This window comes from Methylobacterium sp. Ger2507, assembly GCF_055231875.1.
The window spans coordinates 852,791-872,012 of sequence record NZ_JBUYVC010000001.1; the positions used below are offsets into that span (position 1 = coordinate 852,791).

Genomic DNA, 19,222 nt, shown 5'->3' on the forward strand with positions numbered 1-19,222 from the left:
CAGCGCAAGCCCCGGGGTCACCCCGTCTCAGGTGTTCATCGAGTCGAAGAAATCGTTGTTGCTCTTGGTCTGGCGCAGCTTGTCCATCAGGAACTCGATCGCGTCGGTGACGCCCATCGGGTTGAGGATGCGGCGCAGGACGTAGGTCTTCTTGAGCGCGTCCGGCGGCACCAGGAGCTCTTCCTTGCGGGTGCCCGAGCGCGTGATGTCGATGGCCGGGAAGATGCGCTTGTCCGAGACCTTGCGGTCGAGAATGATCTCGGAGTTGCCGGTGCCCTTGAACTCCTCGAAGATCACCTCGTCCATGCGCGAACCGGTGTCGATGAGCGCCGTGGCGATGATCGAGAGCGAACCGCCCTCCTCGATGTTGCGGGCGGCACCGAAGAAGCGCTTCGGGCGCTGAAGGGCGTTGGCGTCGACGCCGCCGGTCAGCACCTTGCCGGAGGACGGCACGACGGTGTTGTAGGCCCGGCCCAGGCGGGTGATCGAGTCCAGCAGGATCACCACGTCGCGGCCGTGCTCGACCAGGCGCTTGGCCTTCTCGATCACCATCTCGGCGACCTGCACGTGGCGGGTGGCCGGCTCGTCGAAGGTCGAGGCGATGACCTCGCCCTTCACGGAGCGGATCATGTCGGTCACTTCCTCGGGGCGCTCGTCGATGAGCAGCACGATGAGGTAGCATTCCGGGTGATTGATGGTGATCGACTGCGCGATGTTCTGCATCAGCACGGTCTTGCCGGTGCGCGGCGGCGCCACGATCAGGGCGCGCTGGCCCTTGCCGATCGGGGCCACGATGTCGATGATCCGCGGCGAGAAATCCTTCTTCGGCGGATTGTCCAGTTCGAGCTTGAAGCGCTGCGTCGGGAACAGCGGGGTCAGGTTGTCGAAATGGACCTTGTGCTTGATCTTCTCCGGGTTCTCGAAGTTGATCGTGTTGACCTTCAGCAGCGCGAAATAGCGCTCGCCGTCCTTGGGACCGCGGATCGGGCCCTCGACGGTGTCGCCGGTGCGGAGGCCGAAGCGACGGATCTGCGTCGGCGAGATGTAGATGTCGTCGGGACCCGGCAGGTAGTTCGATTCCGACGAGCGCAGGAAGCCGAACCCGTCCTGCAGCACCTCGCAGGTGCCGGCGCCGATGATCTCGACCTCCTTGGCCGCGAGTTGCTTCAGGATCGCGAACATCAGTTCGGCTTTGCGCATGGTCGAGGCGTTCTCGACCTCGACCTCCTCGGCGAACGCGATCAGGTCGGTCGGCGTCTTGGACTTGAGGTCCTGGAGCTTGACCTCGCGCATGCCGTCGAGATCGGCGGCGACGATTCCGCCCTCGACCGGGCTTTCCTCGGGGAGGGCATCGTACTGTGACGTCATGGGGATTCAGAACCGGCGGGAAGGGCGAGGCGGGGCAGGGAAACAGGAACTGGCAGGTGGGGAGTTTGGTCGCCGGGCGCCGTTTCGGCACCGATCAGGCGGTCCGCTTCCAGGGGAAACGGCCCCGCGCATCGTCTTAGCGGAGCCTTGGGCTCACGGATGCAACACGGCGTAACGAGGAGAGGCCCTATCGGTAGCGCGTTTCCCGGGTTTTTGCAAGATCGCCGCGATGGGGCCTCTCAGCGGCGGCGCAGGCGCACGTAGAGGGCTCCGGCGCCGCCATGGTGGCGCGCCGCCTCCTCGAAGCCGAGCACCACGTGGCGCAGGTCCGGCGCGCGCAGCCAGTGCGGCACGCTGCGGCGGAGCACCCCGCGCTCGGAGAAGGCATCGTCGTAGGTGGGGCCGCCTTTGCCGGTGACCACGAGCACATGGGTGTGCCCGGAGGCGCGTGCCCGCATCAGGAAGCCGATCAGCGCGCCGTGCGCCTGGGCCTGATACATCCCGTGCAGGTCGATCCGGGCATCGACCTGCAGCGCGCCCCGGCGCAGGGCGAGGCGCACGCGGCGCTCCAGGCCGGGCGCCGGGGCCGGGCTCGGCGCGATCACGGGGGCCGGCGCCGCCGGCGGCGGGCTCGGTTTCAGGGCGGCGCGCTTGGCCAGCGTCCGGGGCATCGGCTTCGGAGGCATCGGCTTGGGCGGCGCGGGTTTCGGAGGCTCGGATGTGGCGCCGGCAGCCTTCGTCGCGGCCTTCATCGCAGGGGGCTTCGCAGCGACAGGGGTGCCCATTCCGGTGGCCTCAGCGGCGTTTGCAGCCTTGGGCCGCCCCGGCCCGCGTCCGCGCAAGGGGGTGATCAGCCGGGCGATCTCACCCCACAGATAGGCGTCCTCGCCGGACAGGCCGCGCGGGCGTCGGGGCGTCTTCATGGCGCGCGGCGGGTCTCGGGGCTGGGCTTCGGGTTGGTTTCGGGTTTGGGCAGCAGCACCACGAACCCGACGGGATCGCGCAGGTTCCCGGCGGCGATGCCGGCCTCGGCGCCGGTGCCGAGATAGAGGTCGCCGCGGGCCGGGCCGACGATGGCCGAGCCGGTGTCGGCGGCGACGACGAGACGCCCCGGATCGGGGGAGCCGGCGATCCGGCCCTCGAGCCAGAACGGCAGGCCGTAGCGCCACAGGGTGGCGTCGACGGCGAGGTTGCGCCCGGGGCTCAGGGGCACGCCGGCCCCGCCCGGCGGCCCCAGCGCCGGGTCGTCGATCTCCGCCAGACGGAAGAAGATGTAGGAGGCGTTGGCTCGCATCAGGCGCTTGGCCTGCGCGGGGTTCGCCCGCAGCCACCCGGTCCAGCGCGCCAGGGTGAGCCCGTCGAGGGGCAGGTGCCCCTCCGCCACGATGAGCTTGCCGATGGAGGTGTAGGGGCGGCCGTTGCGGCCGTCATAGAGCACCCGGACCGAGCGCCCGTCGGTCAGGCGGACCCGACCCGAGCCCTGGACCTGGAGCACGAACAGGTCGACGGCGTCGCGCAGGTAGAGGAGGGCCCGCGCGCGGTCGCCCAGTACCCCGTCCTCGATCGCGGCCCGGTCGGGATAGGCCTCGAACCCGTCGCCGACCCGGCGCGCGGCGCGCAGGGCGGGATCCAGGCCGGGCCGCGTCTCGCCGGGCTCGAGCCCGACGAGGTCGTCGGGGCGGGCCAGCACCGCGGCGGTGAAATCCGGGCTCGGGGTGGCGGAGCCGACGAGTTCCGGCTCGAAGTAGCCGGTGAGAAAGCCCGTTCGCCGCTCCGGGTTGCCGCCGGCGGCCGGGCGGACGATGCGGTAGGCCGCGAAGGCTTCGGAAAAGAACCGCGCCGCCTCGGCCTCGGCCACCGTCTTGGTCTCGGGCATGGTCTCGGCCCTGGCACAGGCCGCCGCCAGGGCCTCGGCCGAGCCCGTGACGGTGGCGGGCTGGGGCGTCGCCGGGCGGGTCCGGCAGGTCCGCCGGAAGGCCGCGAGGGTCGCGGCCGGATCGGCACCGGGAAAGCCCGGCAGGGCGGCGGTGTCGACCGGCTCCAGAAGGGCATCGCCCACCCGAAACGACTCCCCCACCCGAGACGACTCGCCCACCCGAGACGACTCGCCCACCCGAGACGACTCGCCCACCCGAGACGACTCGCCCACGCGAAACGGCTCGGCCGCGGGGGCGGCCGAGCCGGGGGAGGGGAGGCTGAGGGCGGCGAGGACAGCCGCCGCTGGACGGGAGAACCGGGTCACGCGCGCTCGGGTACCTTTGACACCTTGGGCACCTTGGCGACCGGGCGGCTCAGGCGCCGGCTTCCGTGGCGACGAGCTGCCAGTTCGGGTCGCGGGCGCCGAGCGTCCGGGCGAAGGTCCAGACGTCGGGCACCTCCACCACCGCTTCGGCGCTGCCATCCGTCACCTGGCCCTGCGCGTCGCGGGTGGCGGTGATGAGGTGCGAGAGGAAGCGCACGGTGACCTGGGCCACGCGGTTCTTGACGTCGACGGCCACGATCTCGGCCTTGTCGAGGGAGACGAAGGTGGTTTCCACGGTCTCGCGGCGCGCCTCGCGGGCATCGATCTCGCGCTCGAAGCCCTCGCAGACCTCCCGGGAGAGCAGGCTGCGCAGGGTCTTGCGGTCGCCCTTCGCGAAGGCGATCACGATGGCCTCGTAGGCGCTGCGGGCGCCCTCCACGAAGGCGCGCGGATCGAAGGCGGGCTCGACCTGGACGATGGCTTCGAGGCCGTGGGCGATGGCCGAGCCGGGCTCGGCGATGCCGCGCCAGTCGCGCACATCGGTCTTCACCGCACTCTGGCCGCGATCGGCCTGCGGCTGAGCCCGGTCGGCGCCCGGCAGCCGCACCACGTTGTCGGCCTCGCCGCGCGCGGCCGGCGGCTCGGTGCGGCTGCGGTCCACCGGCTTGAACGGCGAGCGCTCGGTGCCGGTCTTCTGACCCAGCACCGAGCGCAGGCGCCAGATGACGAAGACCGCCAGGGCGAGAAAGATCAGGGTCGTCAAGTCGAAGGAGTCCTGCATTACCGATCCGATCGTGGCCGTGGCACGAATACGTTACTTCCCGGGGCTCTGGAAACCCGGCCCGGCTCCTCGGCTGACGTGTCTGTCCGAGTCGCGCTCGACCGGAACGCGCCGAACCGAGCCGCATCCCGCCGAGATCCGTTCAGCCGGAAGACGCTCGACCCCGGTCGCGCATATCCGCCCATGTCGCGCATTCGCCGGGTCTCGCGCAAGCCGCGGGCCGGCTCGGCGCCTCTCGATGCGAAGATATGGATATCCGGTGCGCCGATTCCAGGTGAAGGCGCGCGCCTGCGCCGCCTTGACCCGGCCGGGCTGTCCCGCGGGGTTCGGACGGTCGGGTTGTCCGGGGTCAGGTCGTCCGGGCCGGGCCGAACCCGCCTTCGCCTTGTCCCCTGCGAGCGCGCGTGATAGCGCGCTATCGCGCCGGCCGGGCGGCGAGGGCGTGCCGGTGCGCAGGCCGGTCGACCCGGTTCCGGGGGCCGGGAGCACCGCTGTCCAAGGCCGCGCCCCCTCAAGATATCGCCCCGCCGCGGACCGAAGACCCAGGAAGAGGACAGAACGCCATGGCCGACACTCCGAACCCGAACGGCAACAGTGGCGCCACGGCGCAGCCCGACGACGGAACGCCGACGATCAACGCGCTCGCGCAGTACAGCAAGGATCTCTCCTTCGAGAATCCGAATGCGCCGCGTTCGCTGCAGCCGCAGGAGACCGGTCCGCAGATCAACATCCAGGTGAACGTCAACGCCAAGCAGATCGCCGAGTTCGACTTCGAGGTCGACCTGACGCTGGAGGGCGATGCCAAGATCGCCGGTGAGGTGCTGTTCGCTTTCGAGCTGACCTATTCGGGCATCTTCCGCATGCGCAACATCCCGGAGGATCAGCTGCATCCGGCCGTGATGATCGAATGCCCGCGCCTGCTCTTCCCCTTCGCACGCCAGATCGTCGCCGAGGCCGTGCGCAACGGCGGCTTCCCGCCCCTGTACATCGATCCGATCGACTTCGTCGGCCTCTACCGCCAGAAGGCGATGGAATCGCAGGCCCAGGGCGCGACCGGACCGCTCGCCTCCTGAGGATTTGATCGTCCCGCATCCGCCGGCCCCTTGGCCGGTCGATGCGGGCGGCTGCCACACGTTGCATCGTCGCCGCATCGAACACCCCTGGATCGCTATAGCGACCGTCGCGCCGCGCCCATTCGGCGTGGCGGCCCGGGACGGAACCGGCGCGGGCCCGCTCCACTGCCGGACTCGCGGGACCCGCGGAGGATGCGATCGCGCGCAGGGCTTCGGCCGCCGGCTCGCCGCAAGTCCCCGCACTCCGGTGGGCGGCCGCGCGGCGGGGCCGAACCACGACCGGACCCCGGGGCGGCACCAAGCCTGAAACGGCACGAGGCCTGAATCAGGACGAGATCGGAATTGGATCGAAGAACGGGCTTGGCCGTTACTCACGTCCCGTTTCGTCGCGGCCGCCATGACGGCCGGCCGATCTGCGCCGTGGCGCGTTCGGACCCCGAGGCGCCGGCGGATCGCCCCAGCCCCGGACGCGTATGCTCGCCACCCAGCACCTCGCCCTGATCAACGTCTCCACCGGCGACATCCAGGGCGGGCTCGGCCCGTTCCTCGGCACCTGGCTCGCGGAATCCGCCGCCTGGAGTCCTTCGCGGATCGGCTTCGTCACCACCCTGGCGGGGATCGGCTCGCTCCTCCTCAGCGGCCCCTTCGGCGCCCTGGTCGACCGTCTCGGCCGGCCTCGGCTGCTGATCGCCCTGGCCTGCGGAGCCATCCTGTGCGGCACCCTGCTGCTCTTGCCGGCGCGGGGCGTCCTCCCGGTCTTCGCCGCGCAGATGATGGCGGCGGCGGGCGGAACCCTGCTGCTCCCGGCCGTCACGGCCCTGACTCTCGGCATCGTCGGCAAGGACCGCTTCCCGAAGCAGCAGGGCCGCAACCAGGCCTTCAACCACCTCGGCATCCTGCTGGCAGCCGGCGGCATCAGCCTCGGCACCGGCTGGTTCGGCCCCGCCATCGCCTTCTGGGTGCTCGGCGGCATGGCGGTGCTGGCCATCGCGGCGACGCTGACGACGCCGGGCCATTGCTACAGCGAGCGCCGGGCCGTGGGCTGGCAGGAGGATGCGGACGACACACCGGAGCGCGCCGGCCTGCGCAGCATCGTGGCCAACCGCAAGCTCCTGGTGCTGGCCGTGGCGCTGGCGCTGTTCAACCTCGGCAACGGCGGCATGCTCTCGCTGCTCGGGCAGAAGCTGGTGGCCACCGCGGTCGACGCCACGAGCTGGACCGCCCGCTACGTCATGGCGGCGCAGCTGGTGATGATCCCCGTGGCGCTCTTCGCCGGATCGCTCGCCGACCGGCGCGGCCGGCGCCAGCTCCTCATCGCCGCCTGCGCGGTGCTGCCGGTCCGCGCCGTGCTCTCGGCCTTCATCGACGATCCCCTGTGGCTGATCTCGGCCGAGATCCTCGACGGCGTCGCCTCGGGCATCATCGGCGTCGCGGTGCCGGTGGTGGTCGCCGACCTGACCTGGGGTTCCGGACGGACCCAGACGGCGCTCGGGTCCCTCAACGCCCTCCAGGGCATCGGCGGCGCCCTCTCGGCCTGGTACGGCGGCCTCGCCCAGGCGGTGCTGGGCTGGACCGGCGCATTCCTGGCGCTGGGGGCACCCGCCCTCGTCGCCCTCGGCCTCGTCCTGTGGCTCGACACCACCAGCGAGGGCCGGGGCCGCGCGGCGAAGGGCGGAGCGAAGGCAGCCGAGAAGACCGGGATCGGGCCGGACGCCGACCGGCACGGCGCCTGAACGCCGCGTCGCTCCGGCGCCGATCGCCACCCGGCGGAACGGCGCCGGTCCGCTTCCGTTGGGCGAGGAGGCCCTGGCGGCGCGCAGGCTCCGGGCGGCGCGGACTCACCTCTGGAGCGAAGACACGATGGACGATCGACCCGACGGCCGAACCTTCCAGGTCACCGAATCGCGCGCCGTGCCCTGGCTCAGCATCGTGTTCGGCTACGGCCCGATGCTGCCCTTCGTGGTCGGCGCCGTCATCGCCTGGGTCCGGCCCGGCGACACCCTGGGCGAGGCCGCCCTGCTCCTGACCCTCCTGTGGGGCTGCGCCATCCTGCTGTTCCTGTCGGGCGTGCGCCGCGGACTCAGCTTCCGCACCGAGGGCGGGCCGACCCTCACCCAGATGGCCACCATGATCGGGCTGTTCAGTCTCGGCTTCGTCGCCCTGGCGCTGGCGATCCTGGACGAGGCGGTGGCCGCGCTGGTCCTGCTCCTCGTCGGATTCGGGGCGATCGCGGTGCTCGACCCGATCGCGGCCCGACGGGGCGAGGCGCCCCTGTTCTTCGCCCGCCTGCGCCCGGTCCAGATCCCGATCGCGCTCCTCAGCCTCGCGGCCCTCCTGGCCCTGAAACTCTGACGCGCATCCCTGCTGGGGCCTGCGCGCTTGCCGCTCCCCGCCGCCCGCGATAGAGCCCCCGGGACCCCGAACAGCCCCGACGGACACGCATCCCATGGCCAAGGCCGATTCCAACAAGGCCGATTCCAACCAGGCCGACTCGAACAAGGCCGACACCCTGAAGCCGCGCCTGCCGCGCGGTTTCGTCGACCGGCGCGCGGACGAGATCGCCGCCCAGCACCGCATGCTGGAGACGATCCGCCGGAGCTTCGAGCTCTATGGCTTCGAGGCGCTGGAGACGCCGTTCGTGGAGTACACCGAGGCGCTGGGGAAATTCCTGCCCGACCTCGACCGGCCGAACGAGGGCGTGTTCTCGTTCCAGGACGACGACGAATCCTGGCTGTCGCTGCGCTACGACCTGACCGCGCCGCTGGCCCGCCACGTGGCCGAGCACTTCGACGCGATCCCCAAGCCCTACCGGAGCTTTCGCGCCGGCTACGTCTTCCGCAACGAGAAGCCGGGTCCGGGCCGCTTCCGCCAGTTCATGCAGTTCGATGCCGACATCGTCGGGGCCGGCTCGGTGGCGGCCGATGCCGAGATCTGCATGCTGATGGCCGACACCCTGGAGAAGCTCGGGCTCACCGGGCAGTACGTGGTCAAGGTCAACAACCGGAAGGTGCTCGACGGCCTGATGGAGTCGATCGGGCTCAGCGGTCCCGACAAGGCCGGGCAGCGCCTGACCGTGCTGCGCGCCATCGACAAGCTGGATCGCCTCGGCGATGCCGGCGTGCGCGAATTGCTGGGCGCCGGCCGCAAGGACGAGAGCGGCGACTTCACCAAGGGCGCCGGGCTGGCCGATGAGGCGATCGGCCGGGTGCTCGCCTTCACCGGCTGGACCGGCCCCGGATCGGCCCCGGCCGAGACCGCCACCACGCTGGCGAATTTCGAAACCTCCCTGGCGGGCAGCGCCATCGGGCTGGAGGGCGTGCGCGAACTCGCCGACATGGCCGCCCTGTTCGCCGCGGCCGGCTACGACGCCCGCATCCGCATCGACCCTTCCGTCGTGCGCGGGCTCGAATACTACACCGGCCCGGTCTACGAGGCGGAGCTGACCTTCCCGGTCACCAACGACGAAGGCCAGGTGGTGCGCTTCGGCTCGGTCTCCGGCGGCGGCCGCTACGACGGCCTCGTGGGGCGTTTCCGCAGTGAGCCGGTGCCGGCGACCGGCTTCTCCATCGGCGTCTCGCGCCTGTTCTCGGCCCTGCAACTGGTAAAGAGCCCGCTCCTGGACGGCCTTGCCAAGCCCGGCCCGGTGGTGGTGCTGGTGCTCGACCGGGACAACATCGCCGATTACCAGCGCCTCGTCGCGTCCCTGCGGGAGGCCGGCATCCGGGCCGAACTCTATCTCGGCGGCTCGGGCATGAAGGCGCAGATGAAATATGCCGACCGGCGCGGCAGCCCGTGCGCCATCATCCAGGGCTCGAACGAGCGCGAGGCCGGCGAGGTCCAGATCAAGGACCTGATCGAGGGGGCCAAGGCCGCGGCCGCCATCACCAGCAACGCCGAGTGGAAGGCCGCGCGCCCGGCCCAGTTCTCGGTGCCGGTGGCCGAGATGGTCGAGCGGGTGCGCGAGGTCCTGGGGCGCCACTTCTGAGGCCTCGGGCTTCGCCTATCCAGGGTCGCGATATCACACGCGTCCCCCTCCGCCCTGTGGGGAGGGGGCAGCGGTGGGAGCGGTTGGGTGACCCATTGCCGGCTGAGGCGAGCGGAGCCACCCCCACCTCCAAACTCCTCCCCACGAGGGGGAGGAGCGCCGCGCCGAGCCTGCACGCTTGAACAGGAGGGCCAACCGGACGGCGATCAGGCGACCGAGATGTCGACCTGGATGTTGCCGCGGGTGGCGTGCGAGTACGGGCACACCACGTCGGCGCGCTTCACCAGATCCTCGGCCACCGCCCGGTCGAGGCCCGGCAGGGTCGCCTTCAGGGCCACCACGAGGCCGAAGCCGGTGCCGTCGTCGCGCGGGCCGATGCCGACGCTGGACTCGATCTTGGACTCCTCCGAGACCTGGATCTTGTCCTTGCCGGCGACGAACTTGATCGCGCCGAGGAAGCAGGCGGCGTAGCCGGCCGCGAAGAGCTGCTCCGGGTTGGTGCCGGCGCCACCGCCGCCGCCAAGCTCCTTAGGCGTCGAGAGCTTGACGTCCACCTTGGAATCGTCGGTCGCGGCGGAGCCTTCGCGGCCGCCGGTGGCATGGGCGTGGGCGGTGTAGAGTGCCTTCATGGGTATCTCTCCTGAAGCTCGGACGAACGGATCGGGCGCGGTCCCGCTTCGACGTTTTCGATTGCGCGCAATCTAGTTATTTCCTCGCATAGGACTTGATTGTGCGCAATATGAAATTTGCATAAGACCATGATATCGCGTCGGCTTCGGTGCGATGCGCAGCGCGAAGGAAAGCCTCATCATGTCGGGACGGCAGACCCGCACGCTCCCGGAGCCCATCCCGGCTTCGGACACGACGGATGCCCTCAGCCTGGACAGCCAGCTCTGCTTCGCCGTCTATGCGACGGCCCATGCCTTCGGGCGCGCCTACCGCACGCTGCTGAGCGGCCACGACCTGACCTACCCGCAATATCTCGTGCTGCTGGTTTTGTGGGAGGAGGAGGGACTGACGGTCAAGGAGATCGGGCAGCGCCTGTTCCTCGATTCCGGCACCCTGACGCCGCTGCTGAAGCGCCTGGAGGGGGCCGGCCATGTCCGGCGCGCCCGCGACCGGGCCGACGAGCGCCAAGTCAGCATCTTCCTGACGGCGACCGGCCGGGCCCTGCGCGCCCGCATGGAATGCGTGCCGGGCCTCGCCGGCGGCATGACCGGCCTCGATGTCGACGGGCGCCGCGCCCTCCTCGACACCCTGGTTCAGCTTCGGGCCTCGCTGCACGACGCGCTCGCGACCGAGAGGGCGACCGACGCCCCCGGTGCCAGCCCGGCGCCCTGATCCGACGACACGGTCCCCGAGACGAAGAAAGCCGGTCCCGCGTTCCAGCGGGACCGGCTCTCCGGAGCATCCGGGTGGCCCGGCCTCGAGGCCGGGTCCGGGGTGCTTACTTCTGGGTGCCGAGGTAGGCGATCACGTCGGCGAGCTTCTTGTCGTCCTTGAGGCCCGGATAGACCATCTTGTTGCCCGGCACCTTGGCCTTGGGGTCCTTCAGCCACTCCTTGAGGTTGGCCTCGTCCCAGGTGATGCCCGAGCCCTTGAGGGCGGCCGAGTAGTTGTAGCCCTCGTGCGTGCCGGCCTTGCGGCCCACGACGCCCTTGAGATCCGGGCCGACGCCGTTCTTGCCGAAGGCGTGGCAGGCCTTGCAAGGCGCGAAGGCCTTCTCGCCGGCAGCGGCGTCGCCGGCCTCCTGGGCCTGGGCCGACAGCGGCAGCAGAAGCGCGAGCGCGGCGCCGAGGATGAGGTGACGCATGGTTGTTTTCCTCCGTTGGGCGGCAGAAGCCGCCTTGCTTATGGCAGAGCTTGACGATTTAGAACAGATTGAGACTGGAAACGTGCGGACTCCGCCGAGGGTGTCTGCGACGAAACGAAGCTTCACGGCAGAGTTTTCGTTCCTCCGGTTCTCGAAGAGCCGATCCCCGGGTGCGGTTGTCGTTCCGTTGCCTTAAGATCCCGGACAATCGTCGCCTCTCCGCGTTCCGGATGATCGGTCTAGACCGACGCACCTGAGCGCAGGCTGAAGACGAATCCATCGCGAGGAGCGCCCCATGTCGATCGCCTTTCCCGTGCCCGACGCCGCCATCGTCGCCCGCCGCGACGCGATCATCGCCGGCCTCCGGCCGCTGGTGGCGCCCGAGGCGCTGGTGACGACCGAGGACGAGCGCCGCGCCTTCGAGACCGATGGGCTCACCGCCTACCGCAAGATGCCGCTCGCCGTGGTGCTGCCCTCGACCACCGCGGAGGTCTCGGCCGTGATGGCGTTCTGCCACGCCAACGGCGTCAGGGTGGTGCCGCGCGGTGCCGGCACGTCGCTGGCCGGCGGCGCCATCGCGCAGGAGGACGCGGTGATCCTCGGCGTCTCGAAGATGAACCGCATCGTGGCGATCGATTTCGAGAACCGCACCGCCCGCGTCGAGGCCGGCATCACCAACCTGGCCATCTCGGGCGCCGTCAGCCACGAGGGCTTCTTCTACGCGCCCGACCCGTCGAGCCAGCTCGCCTGCACCATCGCGGGCAATATCGCGATGAATTCCGGCGGCGCGCACTGCCTCAAATACGGGGTCACCACCAACAACCTGCTCGGCGTCACCCTGGTGATGAACGACGGCACCGTGGTGGAGATCGGCGGCGCCCATCTCGACGCGCCCGGCTACGACCTGCTCGGCCTCGTCTGCGGCTCGGAGGGGCAGCTCGGCATCGTCACCGAGGCCACCGTGCGCATCCTGCGGGCGGCGGAGGGCGCGCGCCCGGCCCTCGTCGGCTTCGGCTCGGTGGAGGATGCGGGCGCCTGCACGGCGGCGATCATCGGCGCCGGCATCATCCCGGTGGCGATCGAGTACATGGACCGCGAGGCGATCCTGATCACCGAGGATTTCGCCCAGGCCGGCTATCCGCGCGACGCCGAGGCCATGCTGATCATCGAGGTCGAGGGCTCCGATACCGAGTGCACGGCGATGCTGGCTCGCATCGAGGCCATCGCCCGCGACTACAACCCGACCAGCATCCGGGTCTCGACATCCGAGGCCGAGAGCGCCGCCATCTGGAAGGGCCGCAAGTCCGCCTTCGGCGCCACCGGCCGGATCTCGGACTACATCTGCATGGACGGCACCATCCCCACCGGCCAGCTCCCCGGCGTGCTGGAGCGGATCGGGGCGATCTGCGCCGAGAAGGGCCTGCGGGTCGCCAACGTGTTCCACGCCGGCGACGGCAACCTGCACCCGCTGATCCTGTTCGACATCAACACGCCGGGCGAGATGGAGAAGGCGGAGGCGGCGGGCGACGCGATTCTGAAGCTCTGTGTCGAGGTCGGCGGCTGCCTCACGGGCGAGCACGGCGTCGGCATCGAGAAGCGTGAGCTGATGCGCTTCCAGTATGCCCAGGAAGACCTGGAGCAGCAGATGCGGGTGAAGAACGTCTTCGACCCGCACTGGCTGATGAACCCCGCCAAGGTGTTCCCGCTGGAGGGGCGCCTGCTCGCCTGAAGCGCCGGGACTTCAGGCCTCGGCGCCGAAGGCCTCGCACCGGAAGGCGCCGTAATCGGTGCGGGCGAGGCGTTCGGCCAGGGCCGGCAGGAACAACGTCGCCTCCTCGGCGAGCCGCCACGGCGGGTTGATGACGATGAGGCCGTTGCCGTTGAGCCGGGTCGGATCGGGCTCGGACACCAGGAGGTCGAGGCGCAGGGCCGGGCGGGTCAGAACCCGGTCGAGCTGCGCCACCATGTGGTCGACCTTGGCCACGTCCTTGATCGGGTACCAGCCGAGATAGATGCCGGTGGGCCACTTGGCGACCGCGCGGGCCAATGCGGTCCCGAGGCGGTCGATCTCGCCCAGCTCCTCGTAGGGCGGGTCGATCAGGACCACGCCACGGCGTTCGGGGGGCGGGATCAGCGCGTTGAGCGCCGTCCAGCCGTCGAGATGCATCACCTTCGACAGGGAATCCTGGTTGAAGCGCAGCCGCAGGGTCTCGGCATCGGCCGGATGCAATTCCACGAACACGCCCTGATCAGTGGGCCGCAGGAACTCCCGGGTCAGGGCGGGCGAGCCCGGATAGGTGTCGGCCCCGTGCCGCTCCCGCACCGCCGCCACAGCTGCGCGGTAGGGCGCGAGCAGGGCTTCCACGGCCTCGGGGAAGGGCGTGTCGAGGCGACCCCAGCCGTCACGCCACTCGCCGGTGCGGCCGGCCTCGTCGGCGGTGAGGTCGTAGAAGCCGAGGCCCGCATGGGTGTCGATCGCCCGGAAGCCCGTCGGCTTCAGGCAGAGATGCGCCAGCACCCGGCTCAGCACCAGATGCTTCAGGACATCGGCGAAATTGCCGGCGTGGAAGGCGTGGCGGTAATTCATGGGGTCCGGGTCTGTCTCACCCCGCCCCCGGCGCTCCGGCGCGGGGTGGGATCGCGCCATCCTCTAGCGCGCGGCGTCGATGGCAACCTCGCCCGAGCGGCAATTCTGGCGGGCCACCTCGGGGCAGGGGGTGAAGCCGCGCAGATCCTTGGAGAAGCAGATCCGCACCTCCTGGAGCTGGCCGCTCCGGCAGGTGACCGACATCATGTCGGGGCGCAGGCCACGGTTGGCCGCGACGAACTGCCGGGCGATCTCGATCGGCGCCAGCCGCGTGTCGCGCTCCGGCGCCTGGAAGGCATCCGGAATGGTCACCGCCGCGCGGGCGTCGCGCGCCGCCTGGAAATAGGAGACCGGGTCGAGCCCCGAACAGGTGCCGTGGGTGCGCCACTCGTGCCGGGCCAGGCCCTCGCTCGGATAGACCTCGCCCGCCACCGCGATCGCCTGCCGGGTCGGCGAGCGCTCGACGGAGGAGCAGTTGGCCGGATAGCCGCGGGTGTATTGCGGCCACAGGCCGTGGACGACGAAGCCGAGGCCGCGTCCCGGCCGGCACTGGCCCTGCGCCTCGCGCCGGGCGCCCGGCCCCTCGCAATAGGTCGGCGACCAGGACAGGGCCAGGACGTAGAAGTCGAAGGAGCCCGGCGTGCCGCCGCGCTCGAAGCCCTGGGCCAGCGCGGGCGACGCCATCAGCGCCAGGGTCAGGCCCGCCAAAGCGCCGCGTGCGCGCGCCCCAGGCCCGGCGACAGGGCTCACGGGCGGGCTTCGCGGCAGGCCGAGGAATAGGCGTAGGAGAGGTTGCGATCGAGGCCGTGGACGCAGAACTCGATGCCCCAATCGGCGCCGATGATCCCGAGACCGTCGCGCACGGAGTAATCGACCTTGCGGCGGATGCCATCCGAGGTGGTGGCGACCGCGCTGCAGAAGCGGCGCGGAACGTAGTCGAGGCCCCAGGGCCGCCAGGCCGTGCGCTCGATGTGCTCGTAGCGCAGGATGGTCAGGGACGAGTTCCAGAACTTCGTCTCCTTCTCGGCGAAGTGCGACGAGAGTCGCTCCAGCACCTCGGGGGCCTGGCAGCCGGGGATGTCGGCCTCGTAGTTGAACTCGCGCTCCTCGGCGGGGGTGATCTCCTCGCGGCCGGAACGGGCGAGCGCCGGCTGAAGGCTGCCCGCCAGGACGAGGCCGAGGGCGAGGGCGGTGGAGAGGGGGTTCGGGCGCATGCCGGCGTCTTTGTTCCGCTGGAGTCCGTGAAGCTTGCCCGGACGATGGCGCCTGGCTCGGCGCTGTCAAGCACGGCGCCGGCCGCGCCGTCGTTTTCCGGGCGCCCTGGGGTTCGCCGGGCACACCTGATCAGGCGGGAGAGGCTCCCCGCGTCACACGAGGTTCCGAGCCGTCAGTAGATCGGTTCGGCGAGGCCGGGACTGGCCGAACCCGGGGCGGCGAGCGAGAGTGGCTCGGCCTCGAATTCATGCGGCGGCAGGGCGGCCGCGACGCGCGAGCCCGGGACGCGCGCAACCGCCGGGCGCGACGCGGCGGCAACAGCCGCCGGGGGCGAGCGCATCGGCGCGGCCGGCGCCCGGGCGAGCTGCGAGGCCGGCGAAGAGGCCGGCGCCCGGGCGGGTTGGCGGGCCGACATCGGCGTCACGCCGTAGGGATCGTCCTCCTCCACGTCGATCGGGGCCTGCGGCGGGGCCGGCAGCCGCTCCGGCGGACGCGGCCGGGCGGTGGCGCGCGGCACGCCGTCGCCGCCGAGCTGGGGCACGAACTTGATCAGCGGCTGGCAGATGCGGCGCAGGCCGCGCGGATCGTGGCGGGCGAGGTCGACGTGGATGTGGTCGTAGTGGAACACGTTCGAGCCCGGCGCCAGCACGGTGGAGAACCGGGCGCAGGCCCCGAGGAAGACCTCGCGCAGGAAGCCCTGCTCGGCCTCGGTGCCGCGCCAGCCGCCCTTCACCGTGATGACGTAGCCGTCGGCGAGCTTGAACGACATGATGTCGACGGCATTGCCGAAGGAATGCTCGGAGAGCTTGGCGCCGGCCTGGTTGTTGCGGCCCCGGCAGGCATAGGTGCCGGCATTGATCTCGGCCACGGGCTGGCCGAAATACAGGTTGGCCGCCGGCTGGATCGTGTCGGCGAGCCAGGCCTCGGCCTCGGCCAGCGCCGGGCAGGCCAGGGTCACGCGCTGCTTGAGGGCCACGGTGCCCTTGCCGAGGCGGGTGACGCGGTAGGGCTGCAGCATCCCGCAGACGCCCGGCCCGCTGATCTCCTTGGACGGGGTGACGAACTCCGTCGTCTCCACGAGACGCTTGGCGTTGCAGGCCTGCTCGGTCTGGTCACGCCAGGGCTCGCGCTGCTCAAACTTGTTGAGTGCACAGCCGGTGAGGCCCGCGCCGAACAGCGTCAGGGCCGAGAACGCGAATACGCTACGCCACATGATGCGGACGATGCGCAGCGTTGCGTAAACGATGCGTCAACGATGCGGCGCGGAACCCGTGGGCTGTGGACGGGTGTTGACAGCGGCCCTTCGAGACGGGACCAAGCCTCCATGCTGTCCCTCGTCGATCTCCGCACCCGCATCGCCGCCGGTCATCTCGATCCCGCCGGCGCCATCCATCTCGCCGAGGCCGCCATCGCGGCCCACGACCCCGGCATCGGGGCGATCGTGAGCCGAAATCCCACGCCGAAGGTCTCCGAAACGGGACCGCTGGCCGGCATCGCCGTGGGCATCAAGGACATCATCGACACGGCCGACCTGCCGACCCAGATGGGGTCGCCGATCTATGCCGGCTGGCAGCCGAAGGCGGACGCCGCCATCGTGGCGCGGCTGCGGGCGCTCGGGGCGGTGCCGCTGGTCAAGACCACCACCTCGCCCTTCGCGAGCCACGACCCGACCGCGACGGTGAACCCGCGCGATCGCGGCCACACCCCCGGCGGCTCCTCGGCCGGCTCGGCCGCGGCCGTCGCGGCCGGGATGGTTCCCCTGGCGCTCGGCACCCAGACCGGCGGCTCGGTCATTCGTCCGGCGGCCTTCTGCGGCGTCGCGGCGATCAAGCCCTCGTTCCGCCTCCTGCCGACGGTGGGGGTGAAGACCTTCTCGTGGGCACTGGACACCCTCGGGCTGTTCGGCGCCGGCATCGCCGACATCGCCCAGGCCCTGAGCCTGATCGCGGACCGGCCGGCCCTGGATCTCGGCGACGACGCGCCCGCCCCGCGCATCGGCCTGTGCCTGCAGGGCTTCGCCGCGGCCCCCGACGCGGCGGCGCTGGCCGCCCTCGACCGCGCCGCCCGCGCGGCCGAAGCCGCCGGGGCCCGGGTCGCGGACCTGACCCTGCCGGCGCCGCTGCCCGAGGCCTGGGCCCGCCATCCCGTCATCCAGGATTACGAGGCGCGCCAGGCCCTGGCCTGGGAATACGCTCATCACCGCGCGCATCTCAGTCCGGAGCTCGGCGAACAGCTCGACGCGGCGCAGACCCTCGTCGCCGCCCAGTACGACGAGGCCCGCCGCAGCGCGCACCGCGCCCGGCGCGTCCTCAAGGACCTGTTCGGCGAGATCGACGTCATCCTGACCCTGTCCGCCCCGGGCCGGGCCCCGGCCGGCCTCGGCACCACGGGCGACGCCCGCTTCAACCGGCTCTGGACCCTGATGGGCGTCCCCTGCGTGACCGTGCCGGTCCCGGGCGACGGCCTGCCGCTGGGCGTCCAGATCATCGCCCGCTTCGGCGACGACGGCCGCGCCCTCGCGGTGGCCCGGATGATCGAGCGGGCGCTGGCAGCTTAGCTCCGGAAAGAACGCCGTGAATCGACCCCGTCCCGGCGCCAGCGCCGGCCTTTCCCCGCCCGGCCTCTCACCGATCGCCCCGATGCGTTCCTGGAAGCAGGCTGTGGCCCGGGCCTTCGACGGGGCCGAGGGCTATGACGGCGCGGCGGCGATCCAGGCCCTGGTCGCCGACCGGCTGGCGGCGCGTATCGCGGCCGCGCCGCTGGCGCCCGAGCCACGCATCCTCGAGGTCGGCTGCGGCACCGGATTGCTGACCGGCGCCCTGCACCGGGCCTTTCCGGACGGGTCCCTCCTCGCCACCGATCTCGCACCCGCCATGATCCTGCGCTGCCGCACGCGGCTCAGCCGCGCGCAGGCCCTCCGCCTCTGCGTGATGGATGCCGAGCGGCCCTGCCTGGCACCCGGCTTCGATCTCATCGCCTCCAGCCTGGCGGCGCAATGGTTCGAGGACCTCGCCGGCACGCTGGCCCGCCTCGCCGGCCTGCTGGCACCCGGCGGCCTGCTGGCGGTGGCGACCCTGGCCTCGGGCACCTTCGCCGAGTGGCGGGCGGCTCATGCCGCCCTCGGCCTGGAGGCGGCGACGCCGCGCTATCCCACCCGGGCGGATCTGGCGGCACTGACCATTCCCGGCTGTACCCTCGCGGTCTCGACCGAGCCCCTCGGCGAATCCCACGCCGATGGCCGCGCCTTCCTGGGGGCCTTGCGGGCCATCGGGGCCGGCACGCCGGGAGCGCGGACGCCGCTCTCTCCGGGCGCCCTGCGGCGGGTGCTGCGGCGGTTCGAGGCCGGTGGAGCGCAGGTGACCTACGAGGTCGCGACCCTGATCATCCGGCGTGAGCCCTGAGACTCCCGGACGAGCCGGGGGTTTTCACGTGCAACAGGGAGTGCAACAGGGACTGGCGCGTTTCAGGCCGCCGGAGGTCCGGCACCGGCCTCGCGGCGGCGCAGCAGGAACACGCCCTGCGCGCCCATCAGGTTCCACACCCACCAGGGCATCGAGAACCGCATCGGCCGGCCCCGCGCGTCGAGGGCGGTCGCCTTCTCGATCTCGGCATTGACCGTGCGGCACAGGCCGACGAAGTCCCGGATGGTGCAGTGGTGGATGTTCGGGGTCTCGTACCATTCCTCGGGCATCAGGGCCGTGACCGGCATCCGCCCCCGCAGCGCCAGTTCCGAGCGCACCCGCCAATGGCCGAAATTCGGGAACGAGATGATCACCTGGCGCCCGATGCGCAGGAGGTGCTCCAGCACGATGCGGGGATTGCGCGTCGCTTGGATGGTCTGGGACAGGACCACCACGTCGAAGGCGTCGTCGGGGTAGTTCGCGAGATCCGTATCCGCATCGCCCTGGATCACCGGCAGGCCCTGGGCGAGGCAGGCATTCACGCCCTCGCGCGAGAGTTCGATGCCGCGCCCGTCGACGCCGCGCCGGTCGCGCAGCAGGGCCAGCAGGGCTCCGTCGCCGCAGCCGATGTCGAGCACCCGGGCATTCGGGGGCACCAGATCGAGCACCACCAGGTGATCGACGCGGGTGCTGCCGGCTTCCGCCCGCGGCAGCGTCTGCGCCGTCTCCCAGGGCCGGGGGGCGGACATGTCCGGCC

At 71.3% G+C, this 19,222-nt stretch carries 18 protein-coding genes and 1 pseudogene; 8 read left to right on the plus strand and 11 right to left on the minus strand.

What is annotated here, in order from left to right; translation table 11 throughout:
- Positions 1–27 precede the first annotated feature (27 nt).
- The 4 genes from rho to ACV7NL_RS04015 form a co-directional block, all read right to left on the minus strand.
- A complete protein-coding gene (gene rho / locus ACV7NL_RS04000; protein ID WP_056187430.1) occupies positions 28–1,368 on the minus strand; it encodes a transcription termination factor Rho in 1,341 nt (446 codons plus the stop codon).
- Positions 1,369–1,607: 239 nt separating this feature from the next.
- Positions 1,608–2,291 (minus strand): Smr/MutS family protein, encoded by a 684-nt coding sequence (locus tag ACV7NL_RS04005; RefSeq protein ID WP_463354995.1) that lies wholly within the window; start codon positions 2,289–2,291, stop codon positions 1,608–1,610.
- Positions 2,288–3,427, minus strand: a complete 1,140-nt coding sequence (gene mltA, locus ACV7NL_RS04010; protein ID WP_247637205.1) for a murein transglycosylase A — start codon at positions 3,425–3,427, stop codon at positions 2,288–2,290. The genes ACV7NL_RS04005 and mltA overlap by 4 nt, the downstream gene beginning before the upstream one ends.
- Positions 3,428–3,659: 232 nt before the next feature.
- Positions 3,660–4,391: a Tim44/TimA family putative adaptor protein gene (locus ACV7NL_RS04015; RefSeq protein WP_056187439.1), complete on the minus strand. Its 732-nt coding sequence runs from the start codon at positions 4,389–4,391 to the stop codon at positions 3,660–3,662.
- A gap of 563 nt (positions 4,392–4,954) precedes the next feature.
- On the opposite strand from ACV7NL_RS04015, the gene secB reads away from it, so the two are divergent.
- From secB to hisS, 4 genes and pseudogenes are all read left to right on the plus strand, one after another.
- Positions 4,955–5,464, plus strand: a complete 510-nt coding sequence (gene secB, locus ACV7NL_RS04020; protein ID WP_056187442.1) for a protein-export chaperone SecB — start codon at positions 4,955–4,957, stop codon at positions 5,462–5,464.
- A 473-nt stretch (positions 5,465–5,937) separates the two neighbouring features.
- A pseudogene (locus ACV7NL_RS04025) lies at positions 5,938–7,159 on the plus strand (MFS transporter); the annotation flags it as partial.
- Between the two features lie 165 nt (positions 7,160–7,324).
- Positions 7,325–7,816, plus strand: coding sequence for a DUF3429 domain-containing protein (locus tag ACV7NL_RS04030; protein WP_247636002.1), 492 nt, complete (start codon positions 7,325–7,327; stop codon positions 7,814–7,816).
- 94 nt (positions 7,817–7,910) lie between these two features.
- Entirely contained in the window at positions 7,911–9,449 is a 1,539-nt protein-coding gene (gene hisS, locus ACV7NL_RS04035) for a histidine--tRNA ligase (protein WP_056485548.1), read from the plus strand.
- 206 nt (positions 9,450–9,655) lie between these two features.
- On the opposite strand, the gene ACV7NL_RS04040 is transcribed toward hisS, so the two are convergent.
- On the minus strand, positions 9,656–10,078 hold the full coding sequence (locus tag ACV7NL_RS04040) for an organic hydroperoxide resistance protein (protein WP_056187450.1): 423 nt from the start codon (positions 10,076–10,078) through the stop codon (positions 9,656–9,658).
- A gap of 181 nt (positions 10,079–10,259) precedes the next feature.
- On the opposite strand from ACV7NL_RS04040, the gene ACV7NL_RS04045 reads away from it, so the two are divergent.
- Positions 10,260–10,790, plus strand: coding sequence for a MarR family winged helix-turn-helix transcriptional regulator (locus ACV7NL_RS04045; protein ID WP_082504156.1), 531 nt, complete (start codon positions 10,260–10,262; stop codon positions 10,788–10,790).
- A gap of 106 nt (positions 10,791–10,896) precedes the next feature.
- Here the strand turns inward: ACV7NL_RS04045 and ACV7NL_RS04050 are convergent, their stop codons facing one another.
- Positions 10,897–11,262 carry a c-type cytochrome gene (locus ACV7NL_RS04050; RefSeq protein ID WP_056187453.1) on the minus strand — a complete coding sequence of 122 codons (366 nt, stop codon included), beginning with the start codon at positions 11,260–11,262 and terminating at the stop codon, positions 10,897–10,899.
- Positions 11,263–11,557: 295 nt separating this feature from the next.
- Between ACV7NL_RS04050 and ACV7NL_RS04055 the strand changes: the two genes are divergently transcribed.
- Positions 11,558–12,991: an FAD-linked oxidase C-terminal domain-containing protein gene (locus tag ACV7NL_RS04055; RefSeq protein WP_056485551.1), complete on the plus strand. Its 1,434-nt coding sequence runs from the start codon at positions 11,558–11,560 to the stop codon at positions 12,989–12,991.
- A 12-nt stretch (positions 12,992–13,003) separates the two neighbouring features.
- On the opposite strand, the gene ACV7NL_RS04060 is transcribed toward ACV7NL_RS04055, so the two are convergent.
- From ACV7NL_RS04060 to ACV7NL_RS04075, 4 genes are all read right to left on the minus strand, one after another.
- Positions 13,004–13,849 carry a 23S rRNA (adenine(2030)-N(6))-methyltransferase RlmJ gene (locus tag ACV7NL_RS04060; protein ID WP_463354996.1) on the minus strand — a complete coding sequence of 282 codons (846 nt, stop codon included), beginning with the start codon at positions 13,847–13,849 and terminating at the stop codon, positions 13,004–13,006.
- A 63-nt stretch (positions 13,850–13,912) separates the two neighbouring features.
- A complete protein-coding gene (locus ACV7NL_RS04065; protein ID WP_056188004.1) occupies positions 13,913–14,533 on the minus strand; it encodes a ribonuclease T2 family protein in 621 nt (206 codons plus the stop codon).
- 62 nt (positions 14,534–14,595) lie between these two features.
- Entirely contained in the window at positions 14,596–15,063 is a 468-nt protein-coding gene (locus ACV7NL_RS04070) for a hypothetical protein (protein WP_056485557.1), read from the minus strand.
- Between the two features lie 173 nt (positions 15,064–15,236).
- Positions 15,237–16,277, minus strand: a complete 1,041-nt coding sequence (locus tag ACV7NL_RS04075; protein WP_463354997.1) for an extensin-like domain-containing protein — start codon at positions 16,275–16,277, stop codon at positions 15,237–15,239.
- A 111-nt stretch (positions 16,278–16,388) separates the two neighbouring features.
- Between ACV7NL_RS04075 and ACV7NL_RS04080 the strand changes: the two genes are divergently transcribed.
- Positions 16,389–17,621: an amidase gene (locus tag ACV7NL_RS04080; protein ID WP_463354998.1), complete on the plus strand. Its 1,233-nt coding sequence runs from the start codon at positions 16,389–16,391 to the stop codon at positions 17,619–17,621.
- Between the two features lie 82 nt (positions 17,622–17,703).
- Complete coding sequence (locus ACV7NL_RS04085) at positions 17,704–18,465, plus strand: methyltransferase domain-containing protein (protein WP_463354999.1); 762 nt, start codon at positions 17,704–17,706, stop codon at positions 18,463–18,465.
- A 62-nt stretch (positions 18,466–18,527) separates the two neighbouring features.
- On the opposite strand, the gene metW is transcribed toward ACV7NL_RS04085, so the two are convergent.
- A complete protein-coding gene (gene metW, locus ACV7NL_RS04090; RefSeq protein WP_056188009.1) occupies positions 18,528–19,214 on the minus strand; it encodes a methionine biosynthesis protein MetW in 687 nt (228 codons plus the stop codon).
- Positions 19,215–19,222: the final 8 nt, after the last annotated feature.

Bases quoted from the DNA above. Each gene is read 5' to 3' on its own strand.
- ACV7NL_RS04085 (WP_463354999.1), top strand. From the start codon at position 17,704: ATGCGTTCCTGGAAGCAGGCTGTGGCCCGGGCCTTCGACGGGGCCGAG.
- ACV7NL_RS04075 (WP_463354997.1), bottom strand. From the start codon at position 16,277: ATGTGGCGTAGCGTATTCGCGTTCTCGGCCCTGACGCTGTTCGGCGCG.
- ACV7NL_RS04005 (WP_463354995.1), bottom strand. From the start codon at position 2,291: ATGAAGACGCCCCGACGCCCGCGCGGCCTGTCCGGCGAGGACGCCTAT.
- hisS (WP_056485548.1), top strand. From the start codon at position 7,911: ATGGCCAAGGCCGATTCCAACAAGGCCGATTCCAACCAGGCCGACTCG.
- ACV7NL_RS04080 (WP_463354998.1), top strand. From the start codon at position 16,389: ATGCTGTCCCTCGTCGATCTCCGCACCCGCATCGCCGCCGGTCATCTC.
- ACV7NL_RS04065 (WP_056188004.1), bottom strand. From the start codon at position 14,533: ATGGCGTCGCCCGCGCTGGCCCAGGGCTTCGAGCGCGGCGGCACGCCG.
- ACV7NL_RS04070 (WP_056485557.1), bottom strand. From the start codon at position 15,063: ATGCGCCCGAACCCCCTCTCCACCGCCCTCGCCCTCGGCCTCGTCCTG.
- ACV7NL_RS04030 (WP_247636002.1), top strand. From the start codon at position 7,325: ATGGACGATCGACCCGACGGCCGAACCTTCCAGGTCACCGAATCGCGC.
- rho (WP_056187430.1), bottom strand. From the start codon at position 1,368: ATGACGTCACAGTACGATGCCCTCCCCGAGGAAAGCCCGGTCGAGGGC.
- metW (WP_056188009.1), bottom strand. From the start codon at position 19,214: ATGTCCGCCCCCCGGCCCTGGGAGACGGCGCAGACGCTGCCGCGGGCG.
- ACV7NL_RS04050 (WP_056187453.1), bottom strand. From the start codon at position 11,262: ATGCGTCACCTCATCCTCGGCGCCGCGCTCGCGCTTCTGCTGCCGCTG.
- ACV7NL_RS04055 (WP_056485551.1), top strand. From the start codon at position 11,558: ATGTCGATCGCCTTTCCCGTGCCCGACGCCGCCATCGTCGCCCGCCGC.
- secB (WP_056187442.1), top strand. From the start codon at position 4,955: ATGGCCGACACTCCGAACCCGAACGGCAACAGTGGCGCCACGGCGCAG.
- ACV7NL_RS04015 (WP_056187439.1), bottom strand. From the start codon at position 4,391: ATGCAGGACTCCTTCGACTTGACGACCCTGATCTTTCTCGCCCTGGCG.
- ACV7NL_RS04045 (WP_082504156.1), top strand. From the start codon at position 10,260: ATGTCGGGACGGCAGACCCGCACGCTCCCGGAGCCCATCCCGGCTTCG.
- ACV7NL_RS04040 (WP_056187450.1), bottom strand. From the start codon at position 10,078: ATGAAGGCACTCTACACCGCCCACGCCCATGCCACCGGCGGCCGCGAA.
- ACV7NL_RS04060 (WP_463354996.1), bottom strand. From the start codon at position 13,849: ATGAATTACCGCCACGCCTTCCACGCCGGCAATTTCGCCGATGTCCTG.